15 protein-coding genes are annotated in these 26,350 nt (G+C 71.4%); 8 read left to right on the forward strand and 7 right to left on the reverse strand.

Annotation, left to right across the window (positions count from 1 at the left end):
* Nucleotides 1-2: 2 nt before the first annotated feature.
* From CLV67_RS23405 to CLV67_RS23415, 3 genes are read right to left on the reverse strand one after another with little or no spacing between them, the layout of a single operon-like run.
* Nucleotides 3-743 (reverse strand): ABC transporter permease, encoded by a 741-nt coding sequence (locus CLV67_RS23405; protein ID WP_170153965.1) that lies wholly within the window; start codon nt 741-743, stop codon nt 3-5.
* Nucleotides 740-1,672 carry an ABC transporter ATP-binding protein gene (locus CLV67_RS23410; protein WP_106321823.1) on the reverse strand — a complete coding sequence of 311 codons (933 nt, stop codon included), beginning with the start codon at nt 1,670-1,672 and terminating at the stop codon, nt 740-742. Before CLV67_RS23410 ends, CLV67_RS23405 begins: the two co-directional genes overlap by 4 nt.
* Before the next feature lie 52 nt (nt 1,673-1,724).
* Nucleotides 1,725-3,641 (reverse strand): hybrid sensor histidine kinase/response regulator, encoded by a 1,917-nt coding sequence (locus CLV67_RS23415; protein WP_239166465.1) that lies wholly within the window; start codon nt 3,639-3,641, stop codon nt 1,725-1,727.
* Nucleotides 3,642-3,743: 102 nt separating this feature from the next.
* Between CLV67_RS23415 and CLV67_RS23420 the strand changes: the two genes are divergently transcribed.
* On the forward strand, nt 3,744-15,173 hold the full coding sequence (locus tag CLV67_RS23420; RefSeq protein ID WP_203737211.1) for a non-ribosomal peptide synthetase/type I polyketide synthase: 11,430 nt from the start codon (nt 3,744-3,746) through the stop codon (nt 15,171-15,173).
* Here CLV67_RS23420 and CLV67_RS23425 read toward each other — a convergent pair.
* Complete coding sequence (locus CLV67_RS23425; protein WP_106322042.1) at nt 15,135-15,857, reverse strand: GntR family transcriptional regulator; 723 nt, start codon at nt 15,855-15,857, stop codon at nt 15,135-15,137. The genes CLV67_RS23420 and CLV67_RS23425 overlap by 39 nt on opposite strands.
* A gap of 68 nt (nt 15,858-15,925) precedes the next feature.
* Here CLV67_RS23425 and deoC point away from each other — a divergent pair, with 68 nt between their 5' ends.
* The 3 genes from deoC (at nt 15,926) to CLV67_RS23440 (ending at nt 18,871) form a co-directional block, all read left to right on the forward strand.
* Entirely contained in the window at nt 15,926-16,621 is a 696-nt protein-coding gene (gene deoC, locus CLV67_RS23430; protein ID WP_106321829.1) for a deoxyribose-phosphate aldolase, read from the forward strand.
* Between the two features lie 268 nt (nt 16,622-16,889).
* Nucleotides 16,890-17,795 carry an aminotransferase class IV gene (locus CLV67_RS23435; RefSeq protein WP_106321831.1) on the forward strand — a complete coding sequence of 302 codons (906 nt, stop codon included), beginning with the start codon at nt 16,890-16,892 and terminating at the stop codon, nt 17,793-17,795.
* A gap of 104 nt (nt 17,796-17,899) precedes the next feature.
* Nucleotides 17,900-18,871 carry a hypothetical protein gene (locus CLV67_RS23440; RefSeq protein ID WP_106321833.1) on the forward strand — a complete coding sequence of 324 codons (972 nt, stop codon included), beginning with the start codon at nt 17,900-17,902 and terminating at the stop codon, nt 18,869-18,871.
* 786 nt (nt 18,872-19,657) lie between these two features.
* Here the strand turns inward: CLV67_RS23440 and CLV67_RS23445 are convergent.
* On the reverse strand, nt 19,658-20,362 hold the full coding sequence (locus tag CLV67_RS23445) for a sulfotransferase-like domain-containing protein (RefSeq protein ID WP_203737213.1): 705 nt from the start codon (nt 20,360-20,362) through the stop codon (nt 19,658-19,660).
* A 28-nt stretch (nt 20,363-20,390) separates the two neighbouring features.
* Nucleotides 20,391-20,843 carry a cupin domain-containing protein gene (locus tag CLV67_RS23450; protein WP_106321835.1) on the reverse strand — a complete coding sequence of 151 codons (453 nt, stop codon included), beginning with the start codon at nt 20,841-20,843 and terminating at the stop codon, nt 20,391-20,393.
* Between the two features lie 200 nt (nt 20,844-21,043).
* Between CLV67_RS23450 and CLV67_RS23455 the strand changes: the two genes are divergently transcribed.
* On the forward strand, nt 21,044-21,553 hold the full coding sequence (locus CLV67_RS23455; protein WP_106321837.1) for a flavin reductase family protein: 510 nt from the start codon (nt 21,044-21,046) through the stop codon (nt 21,551-21,553).
* Here the strand turns inward: CLV67_RS23455 and CLV67_RS23460 are convergent.
* On the reverse strand, nt 21,540-22,409 hold the full coding sequence (locus tag CLV67_RS23460) for a LysR substrate-binding domain-containing protein (RefSeq protein WP_106321839.1): 870 nt from the start codon (nt 22,407-22,409) through the stop codon (nt 21,540-21,542). The genes CLV67_RS23455 and CLV67_RS23460 overlap by 14 nt on opposite strands.
* Before the next feature lie 157 nt (nt 22,410-22,566).
* Here CLV67_RS23460 and CLV67_RS23465 point away from each other — a divergent pair, with 157 nt between their 5' ends.
* Genes CLV67_RS23465 through CLV67_RS23475 form a run of 3 tightly spaced genes read left to right on the forward strand, consistent with a single transcriptional unit; the run spans nt 22,567 to nt 26,350 of the window.
* On the forward strand, nt 22,567-23,898 hold the full coding sequence (locus tag CLV67_RS23465) for an LLM class flavin-dependent oxidoreductase (RefSeq protein ID WP_106321841.1): 1,332 nt from the start codon (nt 22,567-22,569) through the stop codon (nt 23,896-23,898).
* Nucleotides 23,898-25,394: an ABC transporter substrate-binding protein gene (locus tag CLV67_RS23470; RefSeq protein ID WP_106321843.1), complete on the forward strand. Its 1,497-nt coding sequence runs from the start codon at nt 23,898-23,900 to the stop codon at nt 25,392-25,394. Before CLV67_RS23465 ends, CLV67_RS23470 begins: the two co-directional genes overlap by 1 nt.
* Nucleotides 25,391-26,350 (forward strand): ABC transporter permease, encoded by a 960-nt coding sequence (locus tag CLV67_RS23475; protein WP_106321845.1) that lies wholly within the window; start codon nt 25,391-25,393, stop codon nt 26,348-26,350. The genes CLV67_RS23470 and CLV67_RS23475 overlap by 4 nt, the downstream gene beginning before the upstream one ends.

Genomic DNA, 26,350 nt, shown 5'->3' on the forward strand with positions numbered 1-26,350 from the left:
GCTCAGCCGCGCCGCGGGTCCCAGCGGAAGAACCGCCGGGCCAGAACCGCCGCCACCACGATCCACGCCGCCAGGAGTCCGAGTGACGACCACTGGAAGGCGCTGCCGTACCCGGCCCGGACCAGGTCGACGATCGGCGTCATCGGCAGGAGATCGACGATCCGGTCCAGCCAGTCGGGGAACGCGCCGGCCGGCATGATCACCGGCGACAGCATGAGGCAGGCCAGCATCACCGGTACGGTCGCCAGCTGGGCGATCTCACCCGACGAGCTGAGCCCGGAGATGACCATCGACAGCAGCGTGAACACGGCCGCTCCGCCCAGCGCCGCGATCAGCACCAGCAGCGGGTTGCCGGGGACGCCCACGCCGAGGGCGACGAAGGCCGCCGAGACGCCCACCACCTGGACCAGGTAGATGAAGGTCGCGCCGGCCGCGCTGCCGCCGAGGATCGCGGTCGCCGAGGCCGGCCCGCCGAGCAGCCGTTTGAGGACCAGTTCCTCGCGGCGGGAGGTGTAGAAGCCGGCCAGGTTGACCAGCGGCGCGAACACCACGAGCATGGCGATCTGCCCGGTTGCGATGTAGGCGAGGTCGGCGGCGGTGCCCTGATCCCGGATCGAGAAGGTCACGAGCGTGGCGACCAGCAGGGGCACCAGGACGGCGTTGGTGAACGCGGACCGGTTCCGGAAGATCAGCGCCAGGTCGAGCCGGGCCAGGCGGTAGATGTGTGCGAGGTCGGTCTTCACTGGTTCTCCACGATGCTCAGGAACACGTCTTCGAGGGAGGCGGGCCGGACCGACAGGCGGTCCAGCGTGATCCGGCAATCGGAGGCCCAGGTCAGCAGTTGGGCGACGGCGAGGTGGGCGCGGCCGTCCGGCTCGCCGCCGGTCACCGTGTAGCGGGCGGTGGGCAGGCCGTCGGCGACGGCGATCTCTGGGGCCGTCCCGCCGATGCGGGGCAGCGTGTCGATCGGGGTGTTCGCCGGGACGCGGAAGGCGATCCGGTCGCCGTGACCGGCGACCACCTCCGGTACGGTCCCCGCGATCCGGATCTCGCCCCGGTGCATGATCGCGATCCGGTCGGCGAGACGTTCCGCCTCCTCCAGGTAGTGGGTGGTGAGCAGCACGGTCGTGCCGCCGGCCACCAGCTCCTGGATCAGCCGCCAGGTGGCGATGCGCGCCTCCGGGTCCATCCCGGTGGTGGGCTCGTCGAGGAACAGCACCTCGGGCCGGCCGACGACGGCGAGCGCCAGGTCGAGGCGGCGCTTCTGGCCGCCGGACAGCTGCCGTACCCGGGTGTCCGACTTGTCGGCGAGGTCGACCTTCTTGAGGGCCTCATCCTTCGCGATCGGGTTCTTGTGCAGGTCGCGCCACAGGTCGACGGTCTCGGCCACGGTCAGGTCACCGAGCAGGCCGCTCTCCTGGAGCATGATCCCGACGCGGGGCCGCAGCGCTTTCCGGTCCCGGTACGGGTCGGCGCCGAGCAGGCGGACCGTCCCCGACGCCGCCGGACGGAACCCCTCGAGGACCTCCATGGTCGTCGTCTTCCCGGCGCCGTTCGTGCCCAGCAGGGCGAACAGTCCACCGCGCGGGACGGTGAAGTCGATGCCGCGTACGGCCTCGAAGTCCCCGTACCGCTGGCGAAGCCCGCCGACCTCGATCGTCTCTGTGCTCATGCCTCAATGGTTCGCGAGATCGATCGGCGGGGGCAGTCGTCGCCGTCAGCGATCAGCCATGACAGATGTCATGCGGCATCGTCGCGAACACCTTGTGCAGCAGGTCGTCACCGGTGAACGGCTTCTCGATGAAGGCGATTCCGTCGTCGAGCACGTGTGTGGTGCCGAGCAGCCCGTTGCTGTAGCCGGACATGTACAGCACCGGCAGGTCGGGCCGTTCCCGCAGGATCAGCGCGGCCAGTTTCGGGCCGGTCATCTCCGGCATGATCACGTCGGTGAGCAGCAGGTCACAGCCGTACTCGTGGAACGTCCGCAGCGCCTCGGCGCCGTTGCCCGCGGTACGGACGTGATAGCCCCCGCCGGTCAGGATCCGGGTGATGATCCGGGCCAGTGCCACCTCGTCCTCGACCACCAGCACGGTCCGCCCGTCCCCGCGCGGCGGGCTGCCGGACCGGTGCACCACGGCGGTGCTCCGTGACGTGGCCGCGATCGGCAGGTAGATCCGGAACGTGGTGCCCACCCCCAGCTCGGAGTAGACGTTGATGCTGCCGTTCGACTCCGCGACGATGCCGTAGACGGTGGCCAGGCCCAGCCCGGTGCCGCTCCCGCGCGGTTTCGTGGTGAAGAACGGCTCGAAGATCCGTGCCGCGGTCTCCGCTGTCATGCCCTCGCCGGTGTCGCTGACCAGCAGGCGGGCGTACGTTCCGGCCGGCAGCGGTGGCTGCATGTTCAGCTCGTCGCCGTCGAGCGTGGCCACGTTGGCCTCCAGCACGATGGTGCCGCCGTCCGGCATCGCGTCCCGTGCGTTGATCGCCAGGTTCAGCAGGATCTGGTGGATCTGCCCGGGGTCGGCGTGCACGGTCAGCGGCGTCGGAGCCGGTACCGCGATCAGCGTGATGTGCTCACCGATCGTGCGTTCCAGCACCGCGTGCACCTCGGCGATCGCCGCGTTCAGGTCGACGTCGCGCAGCTGGATGGCGTCACCGCGGGTGAAGGTCAGCAGCTGGCGGGTCAGGCTGGTGGCCCGCTCCACCGCGGTCCGCACGTGCGCCAGGTCGGCCTGCACGTCCGGCCGGTCCCGCGTCTCGTCGATCACGAAGTCGGTGTAGTTCGCGATGATCGCCAGGATGTTGTTGAAGTCGTGCGCCACCCCACCGGCCAGGTTGCCCAGGCTCTCCATGCGTTTGGCCTGGTCGCTGCGCTCCTGCACGGCCCGCTGCCGCTCGGCCGCCTCCTTGGCCGCGGACACGTCCCGGCCGATCACCGACACCCCGATCACCGTGCCGCCCGCGTCGGTGACGGGCGTGACGGTGAACGCCACCTCGATCGGCCTGCCGTCCTTGCGGATCCGCCGGCCCTCGTACGAGAAGCTGCCCTCCCCGGCCCGCATCCGCGTCAGCATGTCCGCCTGCTGCCCGGCGCCGACCTCGTCGGCGAGCACCGTGGCCGGGCGGGCCAGCACCTCCGCGGCCGTGTAGCCGAAGATCCGCTCCGCGCCGCCGTTCCACGCGTTGATCGTCCCGTCCGGGGTGAGCCCGATGATCGCGTCGGCGCTGTCCTCGACGATCGTCGCGAGGGTCGCCTGATGCGCCTCGGCCAGGTCGCGGGCCGCCCGCTCACGGGCATCCGCCTGTTCCAGGCGCATCTGCCCCCACGGGTCGACGTAGATCGCACCCTTCTGCAGCAGCACCCCGTACCCGCGCCGGAGGCTCCAGTAGTAGACGCCCACCGCGGCGGTGCACGCGTCCCAGATCGCCGACCCCCACGACCAGCCCAGGCCGCCGGGATGCGGATGGTGACCGGGAAACGTCGCCAGCGTCCGGTACCCCATCACCGCGTGAAAGCCGTGCCCCACCGCGCAGCTGAAGAAGATCATCGCGGTCGCGGTGGCGAGCTTGTTGGACCACATCTGACCGGCCCGGTGGACGGGCACCACGATCGACACCATGATCGCCGTGTACGCAACCATGATGATGACGTTGGCCAGCAGAAACATCCAATCCGGCACATCACTCCGATCGGACGTCCGCGTGACGATCTGAGGCTTGCGGCCGTCGATAGGGTCATGATCATGACGCTGACCGATGTGCTGACCAGGGCCGCGACCATCGCACCGGGTCAGGGCGTGGTGCACGTCGGCGAGGCCGGCCGTTTCACCGGCCAAGCCTTCACCAGCCACGCCGAATTACTGGCCGACGCGCTGCGCATCGGCGGCGGCCTCCGCGAGGCGGGCCTGCGCCCCGGCGATCCGCTGCTCGTGGTCGCCGACGACAGCGCCGACTTCCTCGGCCTCTTCTGGGGCGCGATCATGGCCGGCGCCGTACCGGTGCCTCTGCCGCCCGAACCGCGCCGCCTCGCCGCCGTCCACCACCACCTGGGCGGACCGCCCTTCGCGGGCGACAGCGCGACGCCCGGCGGCACCCTGCTGTCCCCCCGCGACCTCCGGTCCGCGTTTCCCCTGCAAAACCCTCATCCGGTACGCCCAGACGACCTCGCATTCCTGCAGTTCTCCTCCGGCAGCACCGGGACGCCCAAGGGTGTGGAGCTGACCCACGCCAACGTCGTCGCCAACCTGGAGCAGGCCGCCCGCACCGGAGCCCTGACCCCCGCCGACGTGGTGGTCACCTGGATGCCGTACTTCCATGACATGGGCCTGATCGGCACCCACCTGGCGCCGCTGTACAGCCGGTGCCGCCAGGTCCGGATCAGCCCTCTGGCCTTCGCCAAACGGCCCGAGACGTGGCTGCGGACCGCCGCCCGCCACCGCGCCACCGTGCTGTCCGCCGCCAACTTCGCCCTGGCCCTGGTCAACCGCCGAGTCCCCGACGAGGTGCTCGACGAGCTGGACCTGAGCACGGTCCGCCTCCTGATGGTCGGCGCCGAACCCATCTCCCCGTCGGTCTGGCGCACCTTCGAGACCCGTCTGCGCCGGGCCGGCCTGGCACCCGGAGCGATGCAGCCGGTCTACGGTCTGGCCGAGGCCACCGTCGCGGTGTCCTGCCCCCCTCTCGGCGAGCCGGCCATCCCCCTGCGCCTGAGCCGCACAGCCCTCTCCCGAGGCGTGGCCCTCCCCGTACCCCCGGGCCCTGTTCCTGCCCCCGCTCCGGTCTCCACGCCCGCGTCTGTTCCCGGCACGGCTGCGGCTGAGCCGTCCGTGGTCCTGGTCATGGACGTCGGATATCCGGTGCCCGGCTGCGAGCTGCGCGTCGTCGACGAGTCCGGCGCGGTGCTGGAGGACGGCCTGGTCGGACACCTTCAGGTGCGCGGCCCCAATGTCACGCGCGGCTACCACCGTGACCCCGCCGCCACGGCCGCCGCCATGGACGGCGAGTGGCTGCGAACAGGGGACGTCGGTTTCCTCCGCTCCGGCCGTCTCTGCGTGACCGGCCGGCACAAGGACGTCCTGTTCGTCAACGGCCGCAACTTCCACGCCGCCGACCTGGAGGAGGTGGCCGCCGCCACCCCCGGCCTGGCCCCCGGCCCGATAGCCGTGGTCGGCGCCACCGACCCCACCGACGGCCGCGAACGCGTCGCCGTCTTCATCGCCGCCCCGGCAGTCCGTCCCGCCCCGGCGACCCTGCCCGAGCTGGTCCGCTCCCGGGTAGCCGAGGCCCTGGCCCACGACGACGTCCGTGTCGAGGTCGTCCCCACCGGCGCCTTCACCCGAACCACCAGTGGCAAACTGCGCCGCCAGCCCCTCCGCGACCGCCTGACAGAGCCCGATCCTTCCGGCTGTGCCGTACCGGTGTCTCAGCCCGCCGGAGACAGCGGTGAGGCCCAGCCGGATCTTCCCGGCTGTGTCGTACCGCTGTCTCCGGGCGCGGGAAACAGCGGTGGGGCCCAGCTGGGGGGTGGTGGGCCGCTCGGGCGGGACGAGGCGGAACGGGTTGTGCGCGAAGTTTGGGCTCGAGTTCTGGGTGTGGAGGCGGCGGGGATCGGGCCGGAGGATCGGTTCCTGGCGATCGGGGGATCGTCGCTGAAGGCGATGGAGGTGCTGGCGGGGCTGGAGGACGCGTTCGGCCGTACGCTCGATCCGGTTCTGTTGCGGGATTGCGCGACCGTTCCCGCTCTCGCCGACCGGCTGCTGGCCGCCGGGAACGGCACCGATGTGCGGACGCCGGCAATGGCGCCCGCGGTCGAGCCCGGCACCGCCGGCCGAGACGTGCCGGCTGCGGACAACGACGCGGCGGTGCCGGCGGTCAGCCCGGTGGCCGAGCCCGACGATGTCCGAGGTCGCGGGGGACTCGCCGTGATCGGGATGGCCTGCCGGTTTCCGGAGGCGGACAGCCCGGAGGAGTTCTGGGACAACCTGCTGGCCGGACGGGACAGCGTCACGCCGGTCACCCGATGGCCCGGTGGCGGGCACGGGGCCTTCCTCGCGGACCCGGCTGCTTTCGATGCCGGATGTTTCGGAATCGGGGAGGAGGAGGCCCGGCTCCTCGATCCGCACGCCCGGATCTTCCTGGAACTCGCCCACGAGGCCCTCGAGCGGGCGGGATTCGCCGGTCCGCGCCGTAGGGGCCGCCGTATCGGCGTGTTCGCGGCGGTGGGTGAGAGCGCCTACCGCGAGCTGACCGACGGGGCCGGAGGTGGGACTCACGCTCTCACCGGCGGGCTCCGGAATCTGATCGCCGCACGGGTGGCCCACGTGCTGGACCTGCGCGGCCCGGCGATCGCCGTCGACACCGCGTGCTCGTCCGCGCTGGTGGCCCTGCATCTGGCACGCGTGAGCCTGGAAGCCGGGGACTGCGACATCGCCGTCGTGGGCGGGGTCAGCCTCAACCTGACGGCGACGGGTGAGTCGCTTCTCGGTGCCGCGCAGGCGCTGTCGCCGACCGGCCGGTCCCGGGCGTTCTCGGCGGACGCGGACGGATTCGTGCCGGGGGAGGGCGGCGCCGCTCTCGTGCTGATGCGGCTCGCCGACGCCGGTGACGAGCCGGTGCTGGCTGTGGTCCGGGGTACGGCGGTCAACAACGACGGCCGGTCGCTCAGCCTGATGGCCCCGAATCCGCTGCTTCAGCGCGAGGTGATCGCCGACGCGTACCGCAGCAGCGGTGTCGACCCGGCGGACGTCACCTATGTGGAGGCCCACGGTACCGGCACCGCGGTCGGCGATCCGATCGAGGCGCGGTCGCTGGCCTACGCGTTCCCGCCGCGGCCGGACGGTCGTTCGCGTCTGCTCGGTTCGGTGAAGACGAACATCGGCCATCTGCTGAACGTGGCCGGCCTTCCCGCGCTGGTGAAGGTCGTGCTGGCGTTGCAGCATCGGGAACTGCCGCCGTCGCTGCACTACGGGCGTCCGTCAGCGCGGTTCGACCTGACGGGCGCCGGGTTCGAGGTGGTGACCGAGCGGCGGCCGTGGAGCGGGCCGCTGGTCGCCGGGGTCAACGGGTTCGGCTTCGGCGGCACCAACGCCCACGTCATCCTGGCCGCCGCGCCGGCTGTTCCCGGTGCCCCAGCCGTTCCCGCCGCGAGCACCGGGCACGATGATCGGGCGCACCTGCTGACACTCTCGGCCCGGTCGGCGGAAGGGCTCGTGGCGGCGGCCCGCGACCTGGCTGCCCACCTGCGGGCGCATCCCGGGCTCCGGATGGCGGACGTGTGTGCCACCGCGGCGGCGGCGCGCGACGATGGCCCGTACCGCATCGCGCTCTTGACCGGTTCTGATCTTTTGCTGCGGCTGGATGCGGCCGAGGCCGGTTTGCCGCTCGGCCGGCCCGCGCGGGTGGCGTTCCTGTTCGGCGGGCAGGGCACGCAGCGGCCCGGGCAAGGGGCGCAGCTCTACGCCACGGCTCCGGTCTTCCGCGCCGTGCTGGACGAGGTCTCGGCGGCGGCCGGGCCGGTCGGCGGCCGCACGCTGGTCGGATGGTGCACCGACCCTGACGTCCCAGTGTCCGATCTTGCCCGCACCGAGGTGACGCAGCCGCTGGTGGTCGCGTTCGCCGTGGCACAGGCCGCACAGCTGGCCGCCTACGGTGTCCGGCCGGAGGCGGTCGCCGGCCACAGCGTCGGTGAGTTCGCCGCCGCCGTCACCGCGGGCCGCCTGACCGCGGTGGAGGCCGTGCTGCTGGCCGTCGAACGTGGCCGCCTCACCGCGGCGCTCGCCGCCCCCGGTGCCATGCTCGCCGTCGCGGCGTCCGCGGCCGACGTGACCTCGATCCTCTCGGCACGCGGTGCCGGCCGGCTCACCGCGGACGGCGTGGTCATCGCGGCCGAGAACGCCGCCGGCCGCGTGGTGCTGGCCGGCCCGCATGCGGCGATCGACGAGGCGGTGGCGTTGCTGGCCGGGCGCGGGGTGGTCACTCGCCGGCTCGCGGTCTCGCACGGGTTCCACTCGCAGTCGATGGCGCCGGTCGCCGAGGCTCTCGCCCGCCTGGCGCCGCCCGCGCGTACGGGGACGATTCCGCAGATCAGCACGGTCACGGGGGAGTGGGATCCGTCCTTCGACGGCGACTATCTGGCGGCGCACGCGACGCGTCCGGTCCGGTTCGCGGCGGCCACCGACCGGCTGCGCGCGGCCGGTTTCGACACGATGGTCGAGGTGGGCGGCGCGGTCACCCTTTCTTCTCTGGTACGGGGAACGCCGGTCCTGTACGCCGGCCGTGACGCCGCGGCCCTGCTGTCGACGGCCGGAGAGCTGTGGGTCCGCGGGATGCCGCTCGACCGCACCGCTCTCGACGCCGGGACCCGCCGGGTCGCACTCCCCACCTACCCGTTCCAGCGCCGCCGTTACTGGATCACCGACCCGGCTGCGCCTTCCGCCGCCGAGTCGTCCGCGCCGGCTTCCGTCGACCGGCCCGGTCCGAGCTTCTCCCAGCCGGTGTGGACCGAGTCACCGGTGGCCGCTTTCGACGGGGCGGCGGCGGGGGTGACGGTGCTGGTCGCCGGATCGGCGGACGCCGCCGAGGCGCTCACGGCGATCAGATCGGCGCCGGTGGACGGGCATCTGCTGGTGATCACGCGGGATCTGTATGCGACCGGTCGGGAGCGGCCCGACGCCGGACATGCCGTCTGGGCGGGGCTGGCGATGGCTTTCGCCGATGAGAACCCCCGGGCGGGCGTACGTATCGTCGACCTCTGTTCCGCCGACCCGGAAGATGCTCGCCGCGCCGCCGTCGAGCGGGAGTCCACCTCACCGCCGCCGGCCGGGCCCGCCCAGATCGTCGCCTGGCGTGACGGGCGGCGGCTGACCCGTTCGTTCGCGCCGATAGATGCCGCGGGCGGCCCGCCGACCGGGAGTCCGCCGCCGGACGGTGACTATCTGATCGTCGGCGGTGCCGGGGCGGTCGGTGCCGCGGTCGCACGCCATCTGGCCCGTCGCGGCCGGCCGCGTCTGCTGCTGGCCGGGCGCTCCGCCGAACCCGCCGCGCTCCTCGACGAGCTGCGTCGGCTCGGTGCCATCGCCGAGTACCGGGCGGCGGACATCACCGTTCCCGAGGAGGTCGCCGCACTCGTGGCCGGCCGTGACTTCGACGTGGTGATCCAGGCCGCCGGAACGGTGAGCCCGGGCAGTCTGCGTGCCCGTACCGTCCCGGAGATGTCCGCCGGGCTGGCCGCCAAGGTACGCGGGACGCTCCTGCTCACCCGTGCGCTCGGCGAACGGCGTCCGCTGGTCGTGGCGCTGTCGTCGGTCTCGTCGGTACTGCCCGGCCTGGCCGGTGCGGTCGGTGACTACGTGGCCGCCAACCTGTTCCTGGACTCGTTCGCCGCGGCGGAGCGGGCAGCCGGCCGCCCGTTCGTGGCGGTCAACCTGCCCGCACTCACCGGTGGCGGTCTCGCCGCTGCCCACGGCGTGGCCCGGCGGCCGGGGGGCTCGATGCCGATCGAGCGGGTTCCCGAGACGTTGTGGGCCGCCGCCGCCCTCGGCGTCGCCCAGGTCCTGGTCACACCACCGGCGTCGGGTACCGCCGGCCCGCCGGAGCCGATCTCCGCGCCGGTGGCCGCTGTCGCCGGCGCGAGGGAGGAGGTGGCGCCTGTTGCCGGCGCGCGGGAAGCGGTGACGTCCGGTGCGGCCCGCGATGCGCTCGTCGCCCTGGTCCGGGAGCTGCTCGCCGGTCCGCTGGAACGGGACGCGGACTCGATCGGGGTCGACGAGCCGTTCCTGACGCTGGGCCTGGACTCACTGACCGCTGTCGACCTGGTCAAGGAACTGGAACGACGGCTCGGCCGGACGCTGTCGACGACCCTGTTCTTCGAGCACCGGACGATCGGTGAGCTGGCCGGACATCTCGGGGGATCGGAGCGGACCGTGTTCCCGCTCAGTCCTGTCCAGCGGGCGTTCGTGACGACCGGGCGGCTCTATCCGGAGGTGCCCGCCTACGCCTACGTGCGGCAGACGCTGGCCGGTCCGGTCGACACCGGCCGGCTGGCCGCCGCGTTCGCCGAGCTGGAGCGCCGCCATCCGATGCTGCGCCTGCGTATCGGTTCCGAGGGTCAGTACTTCGTCCCGCCCGCGACCGGCCAGCCCGACTGGTTCACCGTCGTCGAACACCCCACGCCGGCCGGATCCGAGGCGGGTTCCGGGGTGCCGATCGAAGGGCTGGATCGGGAACTGCGGAATCGGGTTTTCGATCTGGAGCGGGAAGGGCCTGTGCGGGCGGTTCTCGTCGTGGTGGGCGCGGAGCTCGCGCATCTGATCGTGGTGGCGCACCATGCGGCCGCCGACGGGTACAGCCTGGCGATCCTCGGGGACGAGCTGTGGGCGATCTACGACGGTGCCGAGCCGGCCGCGGCTCCGGAACGGACGTTCGTGGAGCATGAGGCCATCCGGCCTGGGGCGGCGGTGGCCGATGTCGATCACTGGCGGACGACCCTCGCCGGGTATCCGCGGCTGCGTCTGCCGTACGACGGGGATGCCGATGACGAGCCGAAGGCGCCGTACGCCGTACATCAGAGGGTTTTGGAGAAGGGGATCAGCGAGAGGCTGACGGCGACCGCGAGGGCCGCCGGGGTTTCGGTCTTTCATTTACTTCTGGCCGGATATGTACGGTGTCTCGCACGCTGGACCGGGCAGGACGCGGTCCCGGTCTCGGTGGCCAGGGCCGGTCGCACCGCGCGGCTGCCGGGGGTGGACCGGATCGTCGGCCCGTTCGCGGACACGCTTCCGGTGCTGGTCGAGACGCGTGCCGGTGAGCCGGCGGCGGCGCTGGCCGAGCGGCTGCGGGAACGGTGGCTGACGGCCGAGCGGCACGGTTCGGTCTCCACCGTGGATCTCGCGCGGATGCTGGCGGCCGACGGGACGGGCCCGCGGACGGCCAGTCCGGCGAGTTTCAGCTTCGCGCGGTTCCCTGGCGCGGGGCGGAGCGGGGCGAACGTGCTGGCCACGACGGCGGGTACGGCGACCGCGGCGACCCGGCTGGGCCTGGTCTGCTTCGAGGCGCACGGCACGCTGCACTTCTCCTGGAACTATCCGGAGGCGCTGTTCCGGCCGGAGACCGTCGAGCGTCTGGCCGCCGAGCACCTGGCGGAGATCACCGCTCTGGCCGTGAGTTCTCCCGAGCCGGGGAGCGTCGTCGAGCGGATTCGGGAGCAGTGCCGGCGTACGCCCGACGGGATCGCGGTCCTGACCGACGGCGCACCGCTCAGCTACCGGGAACTGGATCTCGCGTCCGATCGGCTCGCGGGGCGGCTCGCGGGGCGGCTCGCGGCCGGTACGGCACGGATCGGGCTGCTGACCAGCCCCGGAGCCGACTCGGTGATCGGCGTGCTCGGCATTCTGAAGGCGGGGGCGGCCTGGGTGCCGATGGACGCGGCGCATCCGCCGGCGCGGCTGGCCGGGCTGCTCACCCGTGCCGGGGCGTCGGTCGTCGTCTGCGACGAGGGGACGCGGGGAGTGGCGGAGGGCCTGGCCCGGCGTGGGTTCGGCATCGTGCAGAGGTCCGCGGACGGTCCCGATCCGGGGCCGATCACGGCGGTGACGAGCGACGACACGGCGTACGTCATCTTCACCTCGGGTTCGACCGGGCGGCCCAAGGGCGTGCCGGTCAGCCATCGGGCGATGTCCGGCTACCTGGACTGGGCGATCTCGGCGTTCGCCTACCGGGCCGGCGATCGGCTCGCGCAGACCGCCTCCATCTGCTTCGATGCTTCGGTACGGCAGCTGCTGGCGCCGTTGCTCGTCGGTGCGACGGTGGTCGCCTGGGACCGGGACACGGTTCGCGATCCGGAACTGCTGCTCGAACGGCTGGCCCGTGACCGGGTGACGGTGTGGAGCTCGGTGCCGACGCTGTGGGAGCGGCTGCTGACCGCCGCGGAGAAGACCCGGCCCGCACTGTCGCTGCGCTGGGTGCATGTCGGCGGTGAGGAACTGTCCCCGGCACACGTGCGGCGCTGGTTCGATCTGTTCGGGCCGGATCAGAGGATCACCAATCTGTACGGGCCGACCGAGACGACGATCAACGCGACGTGGCATGCGATCACCGAGCGGCCGGCCGACGGCGTGACCCGTCTGCCGATCGGCCGGCCGGTGGGCGGGGCGGTCGTCGAGGTCGTCGATGCTGACGGGCGCCGGTGTGCCGACGGTGACGTCGGCGAGATCTGGATCGGTGGCCGCGGGCTGGCCGACGATTACCTCGACGACCCGGCGCAAACCGCGGTGGCGTTCGTGGAACGCGACGGGCGGCGCTGGTATCGCAGCGGCGACCTGGGCGTGCGGGATGCCGACGGGCTGCTGTGGTTCCGCGGGCGCGCCGACGACCAGGTGAAACTGTACGGGTACCGGATCGAGCCGGGCGAGATCGAGGCGGTGCTGCGGCAGCATCCGGGCGTCGAGCGGGCCGTCGTGGCGGTCGAGGACGGGCGGCTCGTGGCCCGGGTGCAGTCGTCCTCGGCAGACGCCGCCACGCTGCGGGCCCACCTGTCGGCGCTGCTTCCGGACTATCTGGTGCCGGGGCGCATCGTGCTGGCGGGGGAGCTGCCGCTGACCGCCACGGGGAAGATCGACCGGGCCTCGCTGCGGGGTGAGGGCTCGCTCTCGGGTGGCGGATCGCCGCCGGGTGGCGGCTCGCTGCGGGGCGGTGGTCAGCCTGTCACGCCGACCGAGCGGCTGCTGGCGGAACTCTGGGCGCGGCAGCTGCGGCTGCCGGCGGTCCGGCGCGACGACGACTTCTTCGCGCTGGGCGGCGACTCGATCGGGGTGCTGGAGCTGTTCGCGAGTCTCGGTGAGCATCGGCCGGTGCTGCCGCGGCCGACGGTCGCCTACCGGCACCGTACGCTCGCCGCACTCGCCGAGGTCATCGACGCGACTGTGGCGGAGGCGCCGGGTGCGCGTACCGCCGGCGGGGATTTTCCGGTGACCCCGACCCAGCGTGGGTTCCTGCTGGCCGACGCGGTCGGAACCGCCTCGACCTGGCTGGCGGCGCCGCGCCTGCACGGGCCGCTCGACCGTCAGCGGTTCCAGCGGGCGGTGGATGTGCTGGTCGCACGGCATCCGATGCTGCGGACCGTCTTCCCGGCCGGCGCGCGTCCGCCGGTGCAACGGGAGCTGTCACCGGTGACGTTGGCCGTCGGGTACTCGGCGACTCCGGAGGCGCTGGATGCGGAGCTGGCGTCCGAGCGGGAGCACCGGTTCGATCCGGCGGCGTGGCCGCTCGTGCGGTTGCGGCTGCTCAGGTACGGGGCCGACGAGCACGCCCTGCTCGTTCACGCGCACCATCTCGTCGGGGACGGGTACAGCGTGGCGCTTCTCATGCGGGAGCTGCTGGCCGTCTATGACGGGGCCGAGCCGGAGCCTCTGCGGTCTACGTTCCGTGACTACGTGGCGGTGCTCGACGATGTCACGCCGGAGGTGGCCCCGCACGACGGCGGGCCGTTGACCGCCGGCGGGGAGATCGTGACGGCCGGGTTCACGGTCGGCGCGGAAACCTTGGTGGGGCTGCGGGAACAAGCCCTGGCTGCGGGAGTGACGCCGTTCGTGCCGGTGCTGACGGCGTATCACCGGGCGCTCGCTGCGGTGTCCGGGCGGCCCGACCCGGTGATCGGTGTCGCGGTGACCGGTCGTGATCACTCGCTTCCGGACCTCGGGCGGATCTTCGGGCCCTGCGCGACGGCTGTCGCGGTCCGGCCGGGGGCCGGCGCCGGGATCGCCGAGGTGGCAGCAGCGGTCGCGGAGGCTCGGACCCGGACGTTCACGGCGCCGCAGGGGTGGCAGCACTTCTTCACCTATCTGGACTTCGGCGCGCTCGGGCCGGCGCAGGGGGAGACACTCAAGCTGACCTGGGACGACGCCGCCGCCGAGCTGGCCGTTCCGCCGGGCACCGAGGTGTTGCTGGCGGCCCGCCCGGTGGGCGATGGGCTGCGGTTGACTTTGCGTTCCCGCCACTCGCAGTCCTTTCTGACGCGGTTGGTGGCGGCGCTCGCCAGCGATCTCGAGCAATTGAGTACGCCATCACGCGAAGAGTCGTCCCAGATCGCGGCGGGTGTGGGGGCGGCGGGAACTCTGCTGGACGCGGGGCTGGTCGGGTATCTACCGGCGCCCGAGCAGTGGACGGGACTGCCCGCTGACATCCGGCGGATGCTGCCGCGGCTGGACCGGGAGACGGTTCGGGGGCTGGTCTTCCCCGACGGCCGCCCGCGTCTGCTGGAGATCACCGAGACCCGGCTGGGCCGGTCCGGGTTCGTGGCGCTGCCCCGGTTCGCCGATGAGCTGGGAGCCCCGGGCCTGGCCGAACACACTGCGGCGGCCGTCGATCTGGCGGCGGAACACGGGGCCCGGACCGTCTCACTGGCCGGCATGATCCCGGCCGGCACCGGCTACGGAACGGCCGTTCTCCCGTACATCGGCATCGGGACGAACCTGACCACCGGCCATGCGGTGACCGCAGCCGCCGTGGTCCGCACCGTTCTCGCGGCCCTGGCCGCCCGGGACCGCAAGCTGGGCGATTGCGTCGTGGCGGTGCTCGGGATGGGGTCGATCGGCACGTCGTCGCTGAGCCTGCTGCTGGCCCGCGGCGAGCCCCCGGCCGGGCTGATCCTGTGCGACCTGCCGGCTGCCGCGGCTCGGCTCACCGCCCTCGCCGGACCGTTGGGCGCCGAGGTGGCGACGAGCCCGGACGCCGTCTACCGGGCGGACGTGATCGTGGCCGCGACCAGCAGCGGACCGGGAACCCTGGACGTGGACCGGCTGAAGCCGGGGACGATCCTGGTCGACGACTCGTTCCCGCACTGTTTCGACACCGGCCGCGCCCTGGCCCGGATGCGTGACCGGGGTGATGTGCTGATCGTCGGCGGTGGCCTGCTGGCGTGCGGCGAGACCCGGCACGAGGTGGCCGAGGGCCTTCCGGATGTACGCCATCAGCTGCCCGGATCGATGGCGTCGTGCCGGCTGGAGTCACTGCTGCACGCGTCGGTGCCGGGCTTGCCGCTGGTGCACGGCCCGGTGACGCCGGAGCATGCGGCCGCGTACTGGGACGCGCTGGACGCGGCCGGGGTGGGGGCGGCCCCGCTGCACCTGCTCAACGAAACCCTACTGAACGAGCGGCTCGACTCCGAACGCGACGTCTAGCCGGTAGCGGTCGCCGGCGTAGCGGGACTCGCTGAGTTCGAGTGGCCGTTCGTGCTGGTCGAGGATGAGCCGTTCCTCGATCAGCAGTGCGGAACCGACGGGGACGCCCAGCTCGCGGGCGTCCTCCTCGCCGGCCGGCTCGGCGCGGATGGTGGACGTGCCGTGGACGGGGGTGTGGCCGAGCGCGACCAGCGCCTCGTGCACCGATCGGGACAGGTCGGCGGCGAGCAGGTCACCGACGGTCGCGGGATACATGGCGCGCTCGAAGGCGATCGGCTCGTCGTCGGCGAACCGGACCCGGTGGATGGCGAAGACATCGCCCTTGCGCAGCCGCAGCCGGGTGGCCTCGAGCGTGGTGGGTGGTCGCAGCTCGGCGACGACGACCTTGGCCCATGGTCGCTTGCCCTGCTTGCGGATCTCCTCGCTGAGCCGGATCAGGTGGTCGGCGCGGCGCGGGCCGCTGGGGACCGCGACGAACGTGCCGCGGCCCGGTGCGCGGTAGACGAGACCGTCGTTGACCAGCTGCGTCACGGCTGCGCGGGCGGTCATCCGGCTGACGCCGTGCTCGCGGGCGAGCTCGGGCTCGGACGGCAGCGGGTCGTGCGGCCGGGACTTCGCGATCTGTGCGCGCAGCGCCTGCTCGATGCGAAAGTAGCGCGGCGAGAAATCGGGATCCCCGGACATGAGGCACACCCTACCGACAGGTTCAGACTGTCTAGACAACCACCTGTATAGACAGCTACCGTCCAGTCATGAACTTCACCGTGCCGCAGATCGCGAAGATGATCGACCACTCCATCCTCCGGCCCGAGTTCACCCTGGAAGACCTGCGCGAAGGCTGCGCGATCGCCAGGAAGTACGACGTGGCCTCGGTCTGCGTCCGGCCCTGCGACGTCACCGTCGCCGTCGACCTGCTGCGCGGCACCAACGTCATGGTCGGCACGGTCGTGGGCTTCCCGCACGGTGACACCCCCACCTCGGTCAAGATCTCCGAGACCGAGCTGGCCGTGCACCAGGGCGCCAAGGAGATCGACATGGTGCTCAACATCGGCTGGCTGCGCTCCGGCGACATCGCCGCCGTCGAGCACGAGATCGGCCTCATCGTGAAGGCCGCCGGTCCCGCCCACGTCAAGGTCATCCTCGAGACGGCGTACCTCACCGACGAGCAGAAACTCGCCGCCTGCTGGGCCGCCGAGCGCGCCGGCGCGGCTTTCGTGAAGACCTCCACCGGCTTCGCCCCCAAGGGCGCCACCATCGACGATCTCGCTCTGATGCGCTCGGCCGTCTCCCCGAAGGTGCAGGTCAAGGCCTCCGGCGGAGTCCGGACCCTGGACGCGATGATCGCGATGGCCGGCGTCGGCGTGACGCGTTTCGGCACGTCGGCCACGACCGAGATCCTGCAGGACCTGGCCCGCCGTCAGGTCTCGGTCCCCGGCGGTCGCGCTTAACCCTCACCTCGCGTGGTGACGTGCGGTCCGCCGGTGGGCGTAAGTCGCCACGCGTTCGCGTGCTGGCAGTCGTGTGGTGACGTGCGGTTCGCCGGCGGGCGTAAATTGCCACGCGTTCGCGTGCTGGCAGTCGTGTGGTGACGTGCGGTCCGCCGGTGGGCGTAAGTCGCCACGCGTTCGCGTGCTGGCAGTCGCGTGGTGATCTGTGGTCGGCTGGTGGGTGCAAGTCACCACGCGGGTTCGTTCGGGGGCGGCCTATGCTGGGCCGATGCTGCAGCAGTATGACGCCCGGAACGCCGACATCGTCTACTGGGTCAATGGGAATCTGGTACACCGTGACCAGCCCGGACTCTCCCCGTTCGACTCGGTGGTCCAGGGCGGCGACGCCGTGTGGGAGGGGTTGCGCCTGTACCGGGGCGCGATCTTCGGTCTCCTTCCGCACCTGGCACGGCTGCGGCGGTCGGCGCTCGCGCTCGGGTTCACCGACATCCCCGCCGACGACACGATCATCGACGCGATCACGGCGACGCTGCGGGCCAACGAGATGACCGACGGCGTGCACATCCGGCTCACGCTCACCCGTGGCGTCAAGGTGACCAGCGGCATGGACCCGCGGCTCAACCGGGCCGGGCCGACCCTGATCGTGCTGGCCGAGCACAAGCCGCCGGTCTACGACACCGGTGGGCTCACCCTGGCGACGTCGAGCATCCGCCGGCCGTCGCCGGACGTGCTCGACCCGAAGATCCACCACAACAACCTGATCAACTCGATCCTCGCCAAGATCGAGGCGAACGCGGCCGGCGCCGACGACGCGCTCATGCTCGACCAGCGTGGCTTCGTCGCCGAGACCAACGCCACCCACCTGTTCGCGGTGGTCGGCGGCGGCCTGGTCACCCCGACGACGGCGGCCTGTCCCGAGGGCATCACCCGGCAGACGGTCCTCGACCTGTCGGCCCAGCACGGCATCCCGGCGGTCGTCCGGGACGTGTCGCTGACCGAGATGTACACCGCCGACGAGGTCTTCTGCACCGGCACCATGGGCGAGATCGCCGCCGTCACCGTCATCGACGGCCGCACTATCGGCGCTGGCTCAGTCGGCCCGCTGACCAGCCGGATCGCCAAGATCTACCAGGAGCACGCCGCCGCGAACGGCACCCGCCTCCTCGACGTCTGACCCCCGCCGCGGCACGGAGACCGCTCAGATCGCGGGCGCGGCGACCGACATTGAGGCCGGCAGGAACCGGCCCCGCCGTGGGCCCGATCTGACGGGGAGTCGACGTGACGATGCCTTTCGAGCAGTACGGCTCGGCTGATCCCTCCGGTGGCGGGCCCCTCGGACAGGCGTCCCCGCCCCAGGGCGGTTTCGTGCAGCCGAGCCCGCCGGCTCACGGCGGTTTCGTACAGCCGAGCCCGCCGGCTCACGGCGGTTTCGTACAGCCGGTCCCGCTGGCTTACGGAGACGTGGTCCATCCGCAGAGCGGCTCCTACGGGCCTCCCGCCGTGCTGACCTCCCCGGCGGGATACTCTGCGCCGCAGAACGGCGCGGTGGATGTCGTGTCGGCGGATCATCCCGCTCCGCAGTACAGCGTCGCTCCCGCGACGGATCCGAGGCAGGCGTACGCGCAGCCGCCGGTACCCGCTCAGGGGATGCCGAACGGGCATGCCGGGCAGCCCGTCTATGACATCCACGCGGCCCAGCAGGCGCAGTATGCGCAGTATCTTCAGGCCGCCTCGCAAGCCTTGCCGCAGTCCTTCCCCGCCGGGCCGGAGGCGGTGCCGAGCCCTTACGCCGCGGCTGCGCAGTCTCCCTACGCGACGATTCCCTCCGTGGCGCCGCCTGCCACACCGTCCCGGATCCGGAAGGTCGTGCCGTGGGTCGCGGGTGGCGTCCTGGTGCTCGGCGCAGCCGTGACAGCCGGGATCGTCGCGCTCGTCGCTGGGTCCGGCCCCACTGCCGCCGAGGCCAAGACCGCGTGCGAGACGGCGTTCCTCGACGAGATGAACGCGCGCGACGCGATGGCGGACAGCTCCGGCAGCGGCCTGGTGGCGACCATCCTCAATGGTGTCGAGGTCGCGGAACCCGTCGCCGTCGAGGGTGGCTTCGAGGTCAACGGCTCCGGCAAGTACACCATGACCAGCATGGGCACGTCCGTCCCCGGCAGCGTCGCACTGACCTGCACCGCAAAGCACGACGACGACGGCAACCTCGTCACCACTGTCACCAACAGGAGCGGCGGTAAGCCCAGCTAGAGAACTTTCGCAGTCGGGGTTGCCGGCCCGTCAGCCGCATCCGTCTGAGCCGTGGTGGCGTTCGGTCGGCTGATGGTTTGGCGTTGCCGTCGTGGGCTCCGGGCTCGCGGGGTCGGTTACCGCCGCGACCCGGTGCTGGACGATCAACTAGGGCCGTTTTCGGAGCCGGGCTCCGGGATATCGCTGCCTCCGGACCGGGGAAGGGTTCGCTGGGCATGGCTGGGCGATCAAGCGGCCTGGGGAAGGGTTCGCCGGCCACGGCTGGGCGATCAACAGCCCGGGGAAGGGTTTGCCTGCCACGGCTGGGTGATCAGGCGGTGTGGGGAAGGGTTCGCCGGGCACGGCTGGGCGATCAAGCGGCCCGGGACAGGACTGTCCCCACCAGCCCCAACCAGGCCCTGACCGTAAAAGGTGTCTAGAGAACAGCTGGTCACCTTCCGCAGTGAAGATCGCCCGCCGCCCGCCGCCCGCCGCCCGCCGCCCGCCGCCCGCCCGCCCGCCGCCCGCGAGCCGCGGGGACACCCGCCCGGGCTTCGCGTGTGCTCCCGATGTCGTCGGCTACAACGGTGGGGTCGCACACTGCGGATCCGTGGACGCCTGCCGTCGCCTCCGCGACGACAGGGTCGCGCGTAACCGCTGGGTGTGACCCCACCGCCGCAGCAACGGCACCGCTCGTCCGGGTGCCGGATCCTGCCGCGCTTGCAGCCCGGCCGGAGACTCCGGCTGCCGTCAGGTGGCTCGGCCACTGCTCGCGACCCCGCCCCCGACCCTCACTCCGGAGTCCCTTCAGAGGCGGTGGGCAGCCAGTTCCTCGTAGTAGGGGCGGGCGGCCTCGACCAGCGGGAGCAGCCGGTCCGGGACCGAGGCGGGCGACGGGTCGTAGGGCGCGAAACCGGTCGAGGCGTGCACCGACGCGTACCAATGAGGCGCCCACACGCCGTCCTCCGGTCGCGGGCCGGTAGCCCAGGAGAGCATCGCCGGGTCGAAGGCGAAGCCGAGGCTCTCGCAGAGAAGTCGCAGGGTACGGCCGGGGTCGCGCAGCACGTCGGCCGAGTCGACGACCGGTCCGCCGAACGTGCGGAAGATCTCGGCCTGCTGCGGATAGCCGAGGTCGGAGAGGGTGGGCTCGCCGCGGACCTTCGAGTACGACGCCACCACGTGCGCGGGGTCGCGGATCAGGAAGGCGTGGGTGAGCTTGCCCAGCCAGTCCCGGCCGATCCCGGGGAGCAGGTGGTGGGTCATGTGCTTCTGGTAGTAGACGGCCGGGTCGCCGGGGATCGGACCGGTCAGCGCGTCGGCGACGTCCTCCCAGCGTTGCGGCTGGGAGGCCAGGATCTCGTCGCGGCCGGGGTGGTCGAGACCGGTGGCGGCCAGGTAATGGGCGTACAGCGGCTCGTCGGAGACGACGGTGTCGGCGCGTGAGCCGAAGCTGCGCATCATCGCCGTGGAGATGTTGCGGGGACCTGACCACATCGCGACCCGGATCGTCATGACCCCATGGTCACACTTGTGACAGGTGTTACGCCTCCGCCGTTCCGACCGCCACCGGGCCGATCCACTTCAGGTCCGGGACGTTGACGACGATCGCCTCCTGCGTGGTACGGGAGATCACCACGACGGCCTCGTTCTCCGGATCCGGGTTCTCCTCGCGATGCGGGACCCATGGCGGTACGTAGATGTAGTCCCCGGGTTTGGTGTCGACCCGGATCTCACCCTTCTCCTCGTCCAGGAAGACGAACGACGGGTTGCCGCTGACCACGTAGATCGCGGTCTCGGACTCGCCGTGGTGGTGATTGCCGGAGTTGGTGCTCGCGGCCACGTGGGTCTGCCCCATCCAGAGGTTCCGGCTGCCCACGGTGGCGCCGCTGATCGCCTCGACCCGGCGCATCCCGCTGGTCTGGGCGGTGTCGGAGCTCAGCGAGTGGGACGCGATGTGGTGCAGTCTCTGATGGAACGGATCCTCGACGCTCATGCCCGCATCCTGGCTGGTCAACCCCGCCAATGTCAATGAGATCCTATCGGTTTACTAGGATATGGGAAGCGGGTTGACGGGCCGGGTGACCGCAGAGCACCGTCAGTGGTGCGAGCCTGGCGGCGGGTGACCTCGGGCATCACACGCCGCCTTCGCGACGAGCAAGAGCTGTACCGACCGCAATGCGATGGAGGCCCGTCATGACCCTGCAAGCCGTCCCCACCGATACCGTGGACGCCGATCTGTTCCGCCAGCTGCTGCGTCGCCACGCCGCGGCCGTGGTGGTGGTCACCGCGCCCGGTGAACCGGCCACCGGCTTCACCGCGACCTCCTTCACCTCGGTCTCCCTCGACCCGCCACTGGTCTCGTTCTGCCTGGCCCAGAGCGCCTCGGCGTGGCCCGCGGTGCAGGCCGCCGACACGGTCGCGGTGCACGTGCTCGGTCAGGAGCAGGAGCACGTGGCCAGGACGTTCTCGACCCGCGGCATCGACCGGCTGGCCGAGCACGGCGCCTGGCGGGAGGGGCCCGGCGGGGTTCCCCTGCTCGACGGGGTGCTGGCTCGCCTGGTCTGCCGGGTCGTCGACCGGGTGCAGGCCGGCGACCACACGATCGTGCTGGCCACCCCGCTCACCGGTGAGCACGGGCTGGGGTCGACGACGACCCCGCTGGTCTACCACTCGGGACGTTACGTGGCCCTCAATGGCGAATAGCGCCGGTCAGGATTTTCGTGAGCGCTGTGGCGGCCCCGTCCAACAGTTCGGGCGGCAGGCCGCGGCGGGGCCAGACCGACAGCTCGAGAGGGCGCGGCGGCGGCAGGTCGTCGCGGGCGGCCAGCCCGTCCGGCCGCTGGCCGAGTGTGGCCATCAGGCCCACGCCGAGCCCCGCCCGGACGGCGGCCTGAACTCCGGCCAGATGGGCGGCCTCGGCGCCCACCTCGGTCGGCACGTCGCCCTCGGCCAGCGTCTCCAGGGCCAGGCTGCGGATCGCGCACGGGGCGTCGAAGCAGACCAGCGGCACCGGCTCGCCGGGCGCCGGCGATGTCCAATGGGGAGCTGAATACCAGGTCAGGTGTAGCTCGCCGACGGTCCGGGCGTCGCTCTCCTGGGCCGGGCCGAGCAGCAGCGCCAGATCGATCTTGCCCTCCTGCAGTGCGGTCCGCAGCTGGGCGCCGCGATCGATCCGGAACCGGATGCGCCGGTCCGGGAAGGTGGCGGCCAGAGCGGCCGTGAGCTCGGGCAGCAGCTGGGCCGCGGCGTGCTCGGTCGACCCGATCACCAGGGCCGGCTCGTCGTCGGCGCTGAGGGCGCCGAAGGCGTGCAATGCCTCGTCGTGCACGGCCAGGATCCGCCGGGCGTGGCCGAGCAGGGCCTCGCCGTCGGCGGTGAACCGTGAGCCGCGCCCGTCGCGCTCGACGAGGGTGCGGCCGAGGGCGGTCTCCAGCCGGCGCACGTGCTGACTGACCGCACCCTGGCTCAGGTGCAGGGACGTGGCGGCCCGCTGGAAGCCGCCACAATCCGCGACGGCGACGAGGCTGCGCAGCGGAGCGATGTCGAGATACCGACTCATACCTATCAGTCTACTAGGAATTGATCAGCGGTTGTGATGGCTTGTCATCACGATCTCTCCTTGGACGCCGGAACACGGGCCTGCTGATACTGAAGCCGGTGCCGCCGCCCGAGGCGCCAACCCCCTAAAAGCTATCGATAAATGAAAAGGTCCATAAATGTCGAAAAAGACGCTTAAATTAGGTGCCGTATTGCTCGGTGTGGGCGGACCCGGTCAGCACCACACCTGGCTCAATCCCGAGATACCGGGCGACGCCAGCGTCGACATCCGGTGGTACATCGCCCGGGCGCAGCAGGCCGAGGCCGCGAAGTTCGACCTCGTGTTCATCGTGGACAGCCAGTTCATCACCCCGGACTCGCCCAACCACTACCTGAACCGGCTCGAGCCGCTGACCCTGCTCTCCGCCGTGGCCGTTCACACCACCAGCATCGGCCTGGTCGGCACGCTGACCACCTCGTACAACGACCCGTTCAACATCGCCCGGCGGCTCGCCTCGCTCGACGTGATCAGCGGCGGGCGGGCCGGGTGGAACGTGGTCGCGACCGGGGACGGCGGCACCGCCGGCAACTACGGCCGCAAGGAGCACTACGACTATGCCACCCGGTACGGCCGCGCGCTGGAACACGTCCGCGTGGTCCAGGGACTGTGGGACTCGTACGAGGACGACGCCTTCCCCCGCGACAAGGAGCGCGGCGTCTTCTTCGACAAGAGCAGGCAGCACGCCCTGAACCACATCGGCGAGCACTTCCAGGTGGTCGGTCCGCTCAACCTGCAGCGCTCGCCGCAGGGCCAGCCGGTCATCTTCCAGGCCGGCGACTCCGACGAGGGCCGTGACCTGGGTGCGAGCGTCGCCGAGGCGATCTTCACGCACGCCCAGACGGTCGAGGAAGGCGTGGCGTTCGCCGAGGACATCAGGAGCCGGGCCAAGGCCAAGGGCCGTGATCCCGAGCACGTCCTGATCTTCCCGGGCATCGGCCTGACCCTCGCGGACACCGATGAGGAGGCCCGCGCGAAGGAGGCCGCGATCATCGGCGGCAAGGACTTCGACCGGGCGCTCAAGGAGCTAGGCCGCCCGTTCGGCTGGCACGACTTCACGCAGTACGACCTGGACGCGCCCTTCCCGGAGCTCGGCGACCTGGGCGACCGCAGCTTCCGCACCCACGCCGAGAAGATCAAGAAGCTGGCGAAGGACAACGGTTTCACGCTGCGCCAGGTCGTGCAGCACGGCATCGAGTCCCGCCGCTCGCCGTTCACCGGCTCCCCGCTCACCGTGGCGAACGAGATCCAGAAGTGGTTCGAGGCCGGCGCGTTCGACGGCATCAACGTCACCGTCACCGTGCCCAGCGAGTTCGCCCGGTTCACCGACGAGGTGCTGCCGATCCTGCGCGAGCGCGGCATCGTCCGCTCCGAGTACGAGGCCACCACCCTGCGCGGCAACCTCGGCCTGCCCGTCCCCCAGAACATCCACACCACTGCGAAGGCATCCTGATGAGACGTACCAAACTGGCGGCCGCGGTAAGCGCACTGGCACTGGCCCTCACCGGTTGCGCCGGTGGTGCGGCCGGCGGCGGCAAAAGTGAGCCCACACTCCGCTGGGCCGTCACCCTGCCCGCCCACTGGGACCCGGTGGTGTCCGGCAGCGGCGCGCAGTTCCGGATCCTGTCGCTGGCATACGCCTCGCTCACCGAGATCAACGAGAAGGGTGAGGCCGTCCCGAGCCTGGCCGAGAGCTGGGACTACAACGACAAGGGCGACCAGGTCACCTTCCACCTGCGCAAGGGCCTGAAGTTCAGCGACGGCGAGCCGGTGAACGCCGAGGCGATCAAGGCGTACCTGGAGCGGGCCAAGACGCAGAAGAACTCGGCGCTGTTCGGCGACCTCACCTCGATCAAGACGGTGACCGCGAAGGATCTCGATGTGGTCATCGACCTGACCCAGACCGACTTCCAGATCCCTCTGCTGCTCGGCGAGCGGGTCGCCCAGATCCCCAGCCCGAAGGCGGCGCAGGACCCGGCCGCGCTGGACAAGAGCCCGGTCGGCGCCGGCCCGTTCGTGGTCACCGAGAACGTGCCCGGCTCGCACGTCCACCTCAAGAAGAACCCGGACTACTGGGACGCCGCCAACATCAAGATCGAGAAGGTGGAGCTGCTCTCCGCCCCCGACACGGCGACCATCGTCTCGGGCGTGCAGACCGGTGTCTACGACCTGGCCGGCCTCGCCCCGAACCAGGTCAAGGCGGCCGAGGCGGCCAAGCTCGACGTGGTTCTCCAGCCGGGCTACAACGCCTCGAACATCAGCATCAACATCAACAAGAAGCCGTTCGACAACCCCAAGGTCGTCGACGCGGTGCGGCACGCGATCAACCGGCAGGAGTTCGTCGACAAGGTCACCTTCGGGCAGGGCACACCCACCGACCAGCCGTTCCCGACGACCTATCTGGCGTACGACCAGCAGTCGGCTAACCGCTGGCCGTACGACGTGGAGAAGGCCAAGGCGCTGCTCGCCGAGGCCGGCCACAAGCCCGGCGACATCAAGCTCGATCTGGTCATCCCCAACCAGCAGACCGCCGCCGAGATCGTCCAGTCGCAGCTCGCCGCGATCGGCATCACGGTCGGCATCAAGGTCGACCCGAACTGGGCCACCCCGTTCTTCGCCAAGGACCTGACCCTGTCGCTGTACGGCACCACCGGACGTGAGTCGCCCGTGCAGACGCTGACCGCCCACTTCGGCCCCAACGGACCGCTGAACCTCAGCACCCCGTACCAGCCGGAAGGTTTTGAAGTGGCCGTGAAGAAGGCCCGTGAGACGCCGCTCGGCTCGCCCGACTATCAGGCGAACCTGCAGGCCGCGACCCGTGCCGGACTGGAGAGCAAGGCTCTGGTCTTCACCCACTCGCTGCCGAACCTGTTCGTGAAGAGCTCCAAGGTGTCGGACTTCGCGCCGATCCCCGGGCAGCTGCACTGGACCGGGCTGACCGTCTCATGATCAAGGGCCTGCTCAGCGGTCTCGTCCGTACGATCGCCATCTTCGTACCGGTCTTCGGAGTCGCCACGTTCGTGACGTTCGCGCTGCGGGCGCTGAGCGGGCTCTCGCCGGCTCACCTGCAACTGGGTGAGTCGGCCACCCCGGAGACGATCGCCCAGATCGAGCACGAGTGGGGACTGGACCGGCCGTTTCTCACCCAGTACTTCGACTGGTTCGGCGACCTCCTCGACGGCGACCTCGGCGTCAGCTGGTTCAACGGCGCCGACATCTCCCGGCTGCTGCTGGAGGGCGCCGTCATCAGCCTCTCGGTGGCCGGGCTCGCGCTGGTCATCGGCGTGGTCTTCGGATTCGGGTTCGGCGTGCTGGCCGCGGTGCGCCGGACCACCTGGGTGGACCGGGCGATCACCGGGTTCATGACGTTCATCTCGGTGATGCCCTCGTTCGTGGTCGGCATCGCGCTGGTCGTGGTGTTCGCCGTGGCGCTCGGCTGGTTCCCCTCGGCCGGTTACGTGCCGGCCGAGCGGGGCTGGGCGGTGTGGCTGGCCCACATCACCCTGCCGGCCATCGCGCTCAGCTTCGACACCGTCTCCGACGTGGCACGTCAGCTGCGGGCGGGACTCGTGGCCGCGTACCGCGAAAACTATGTGACCGGCGCCGTGGTCCGCGGCCTCAGCCCTCGCCGGATCTTCTTCCGGCACGTGCTGCGCAACGGCATGGGCCCGGCGCTGACCGTGCTCGGCATGAAGTTCCCTAACCTGCTCGGCGGCGCCGTCGTCACCGAGTCGATCTTCGGAATGCCCGGGTTCGGGCAGTTCGCCGCCGACTCGGCCCAGCGTGGCGACGTCCCGGCCGTGCAGGGCGTGCTGGTCGTCTCGGTGGTCCTCGTCGTGGTCTTCAACCTGCTGGTCAATGTCATCCTGGTCCGGGTCACCCCGGCCTCGGCACGGGGGGTCTGA

The organism is Actinoplanes italicus, assembly GCF_003001815.1.
Taxonomy (GTDB): domain Bacteria; phylum Actinomycetota; class Actinomycetes; order Mycobacteriales; family Micromonosporaceae; genus Actinoplanes; species Actinoplanes italicus.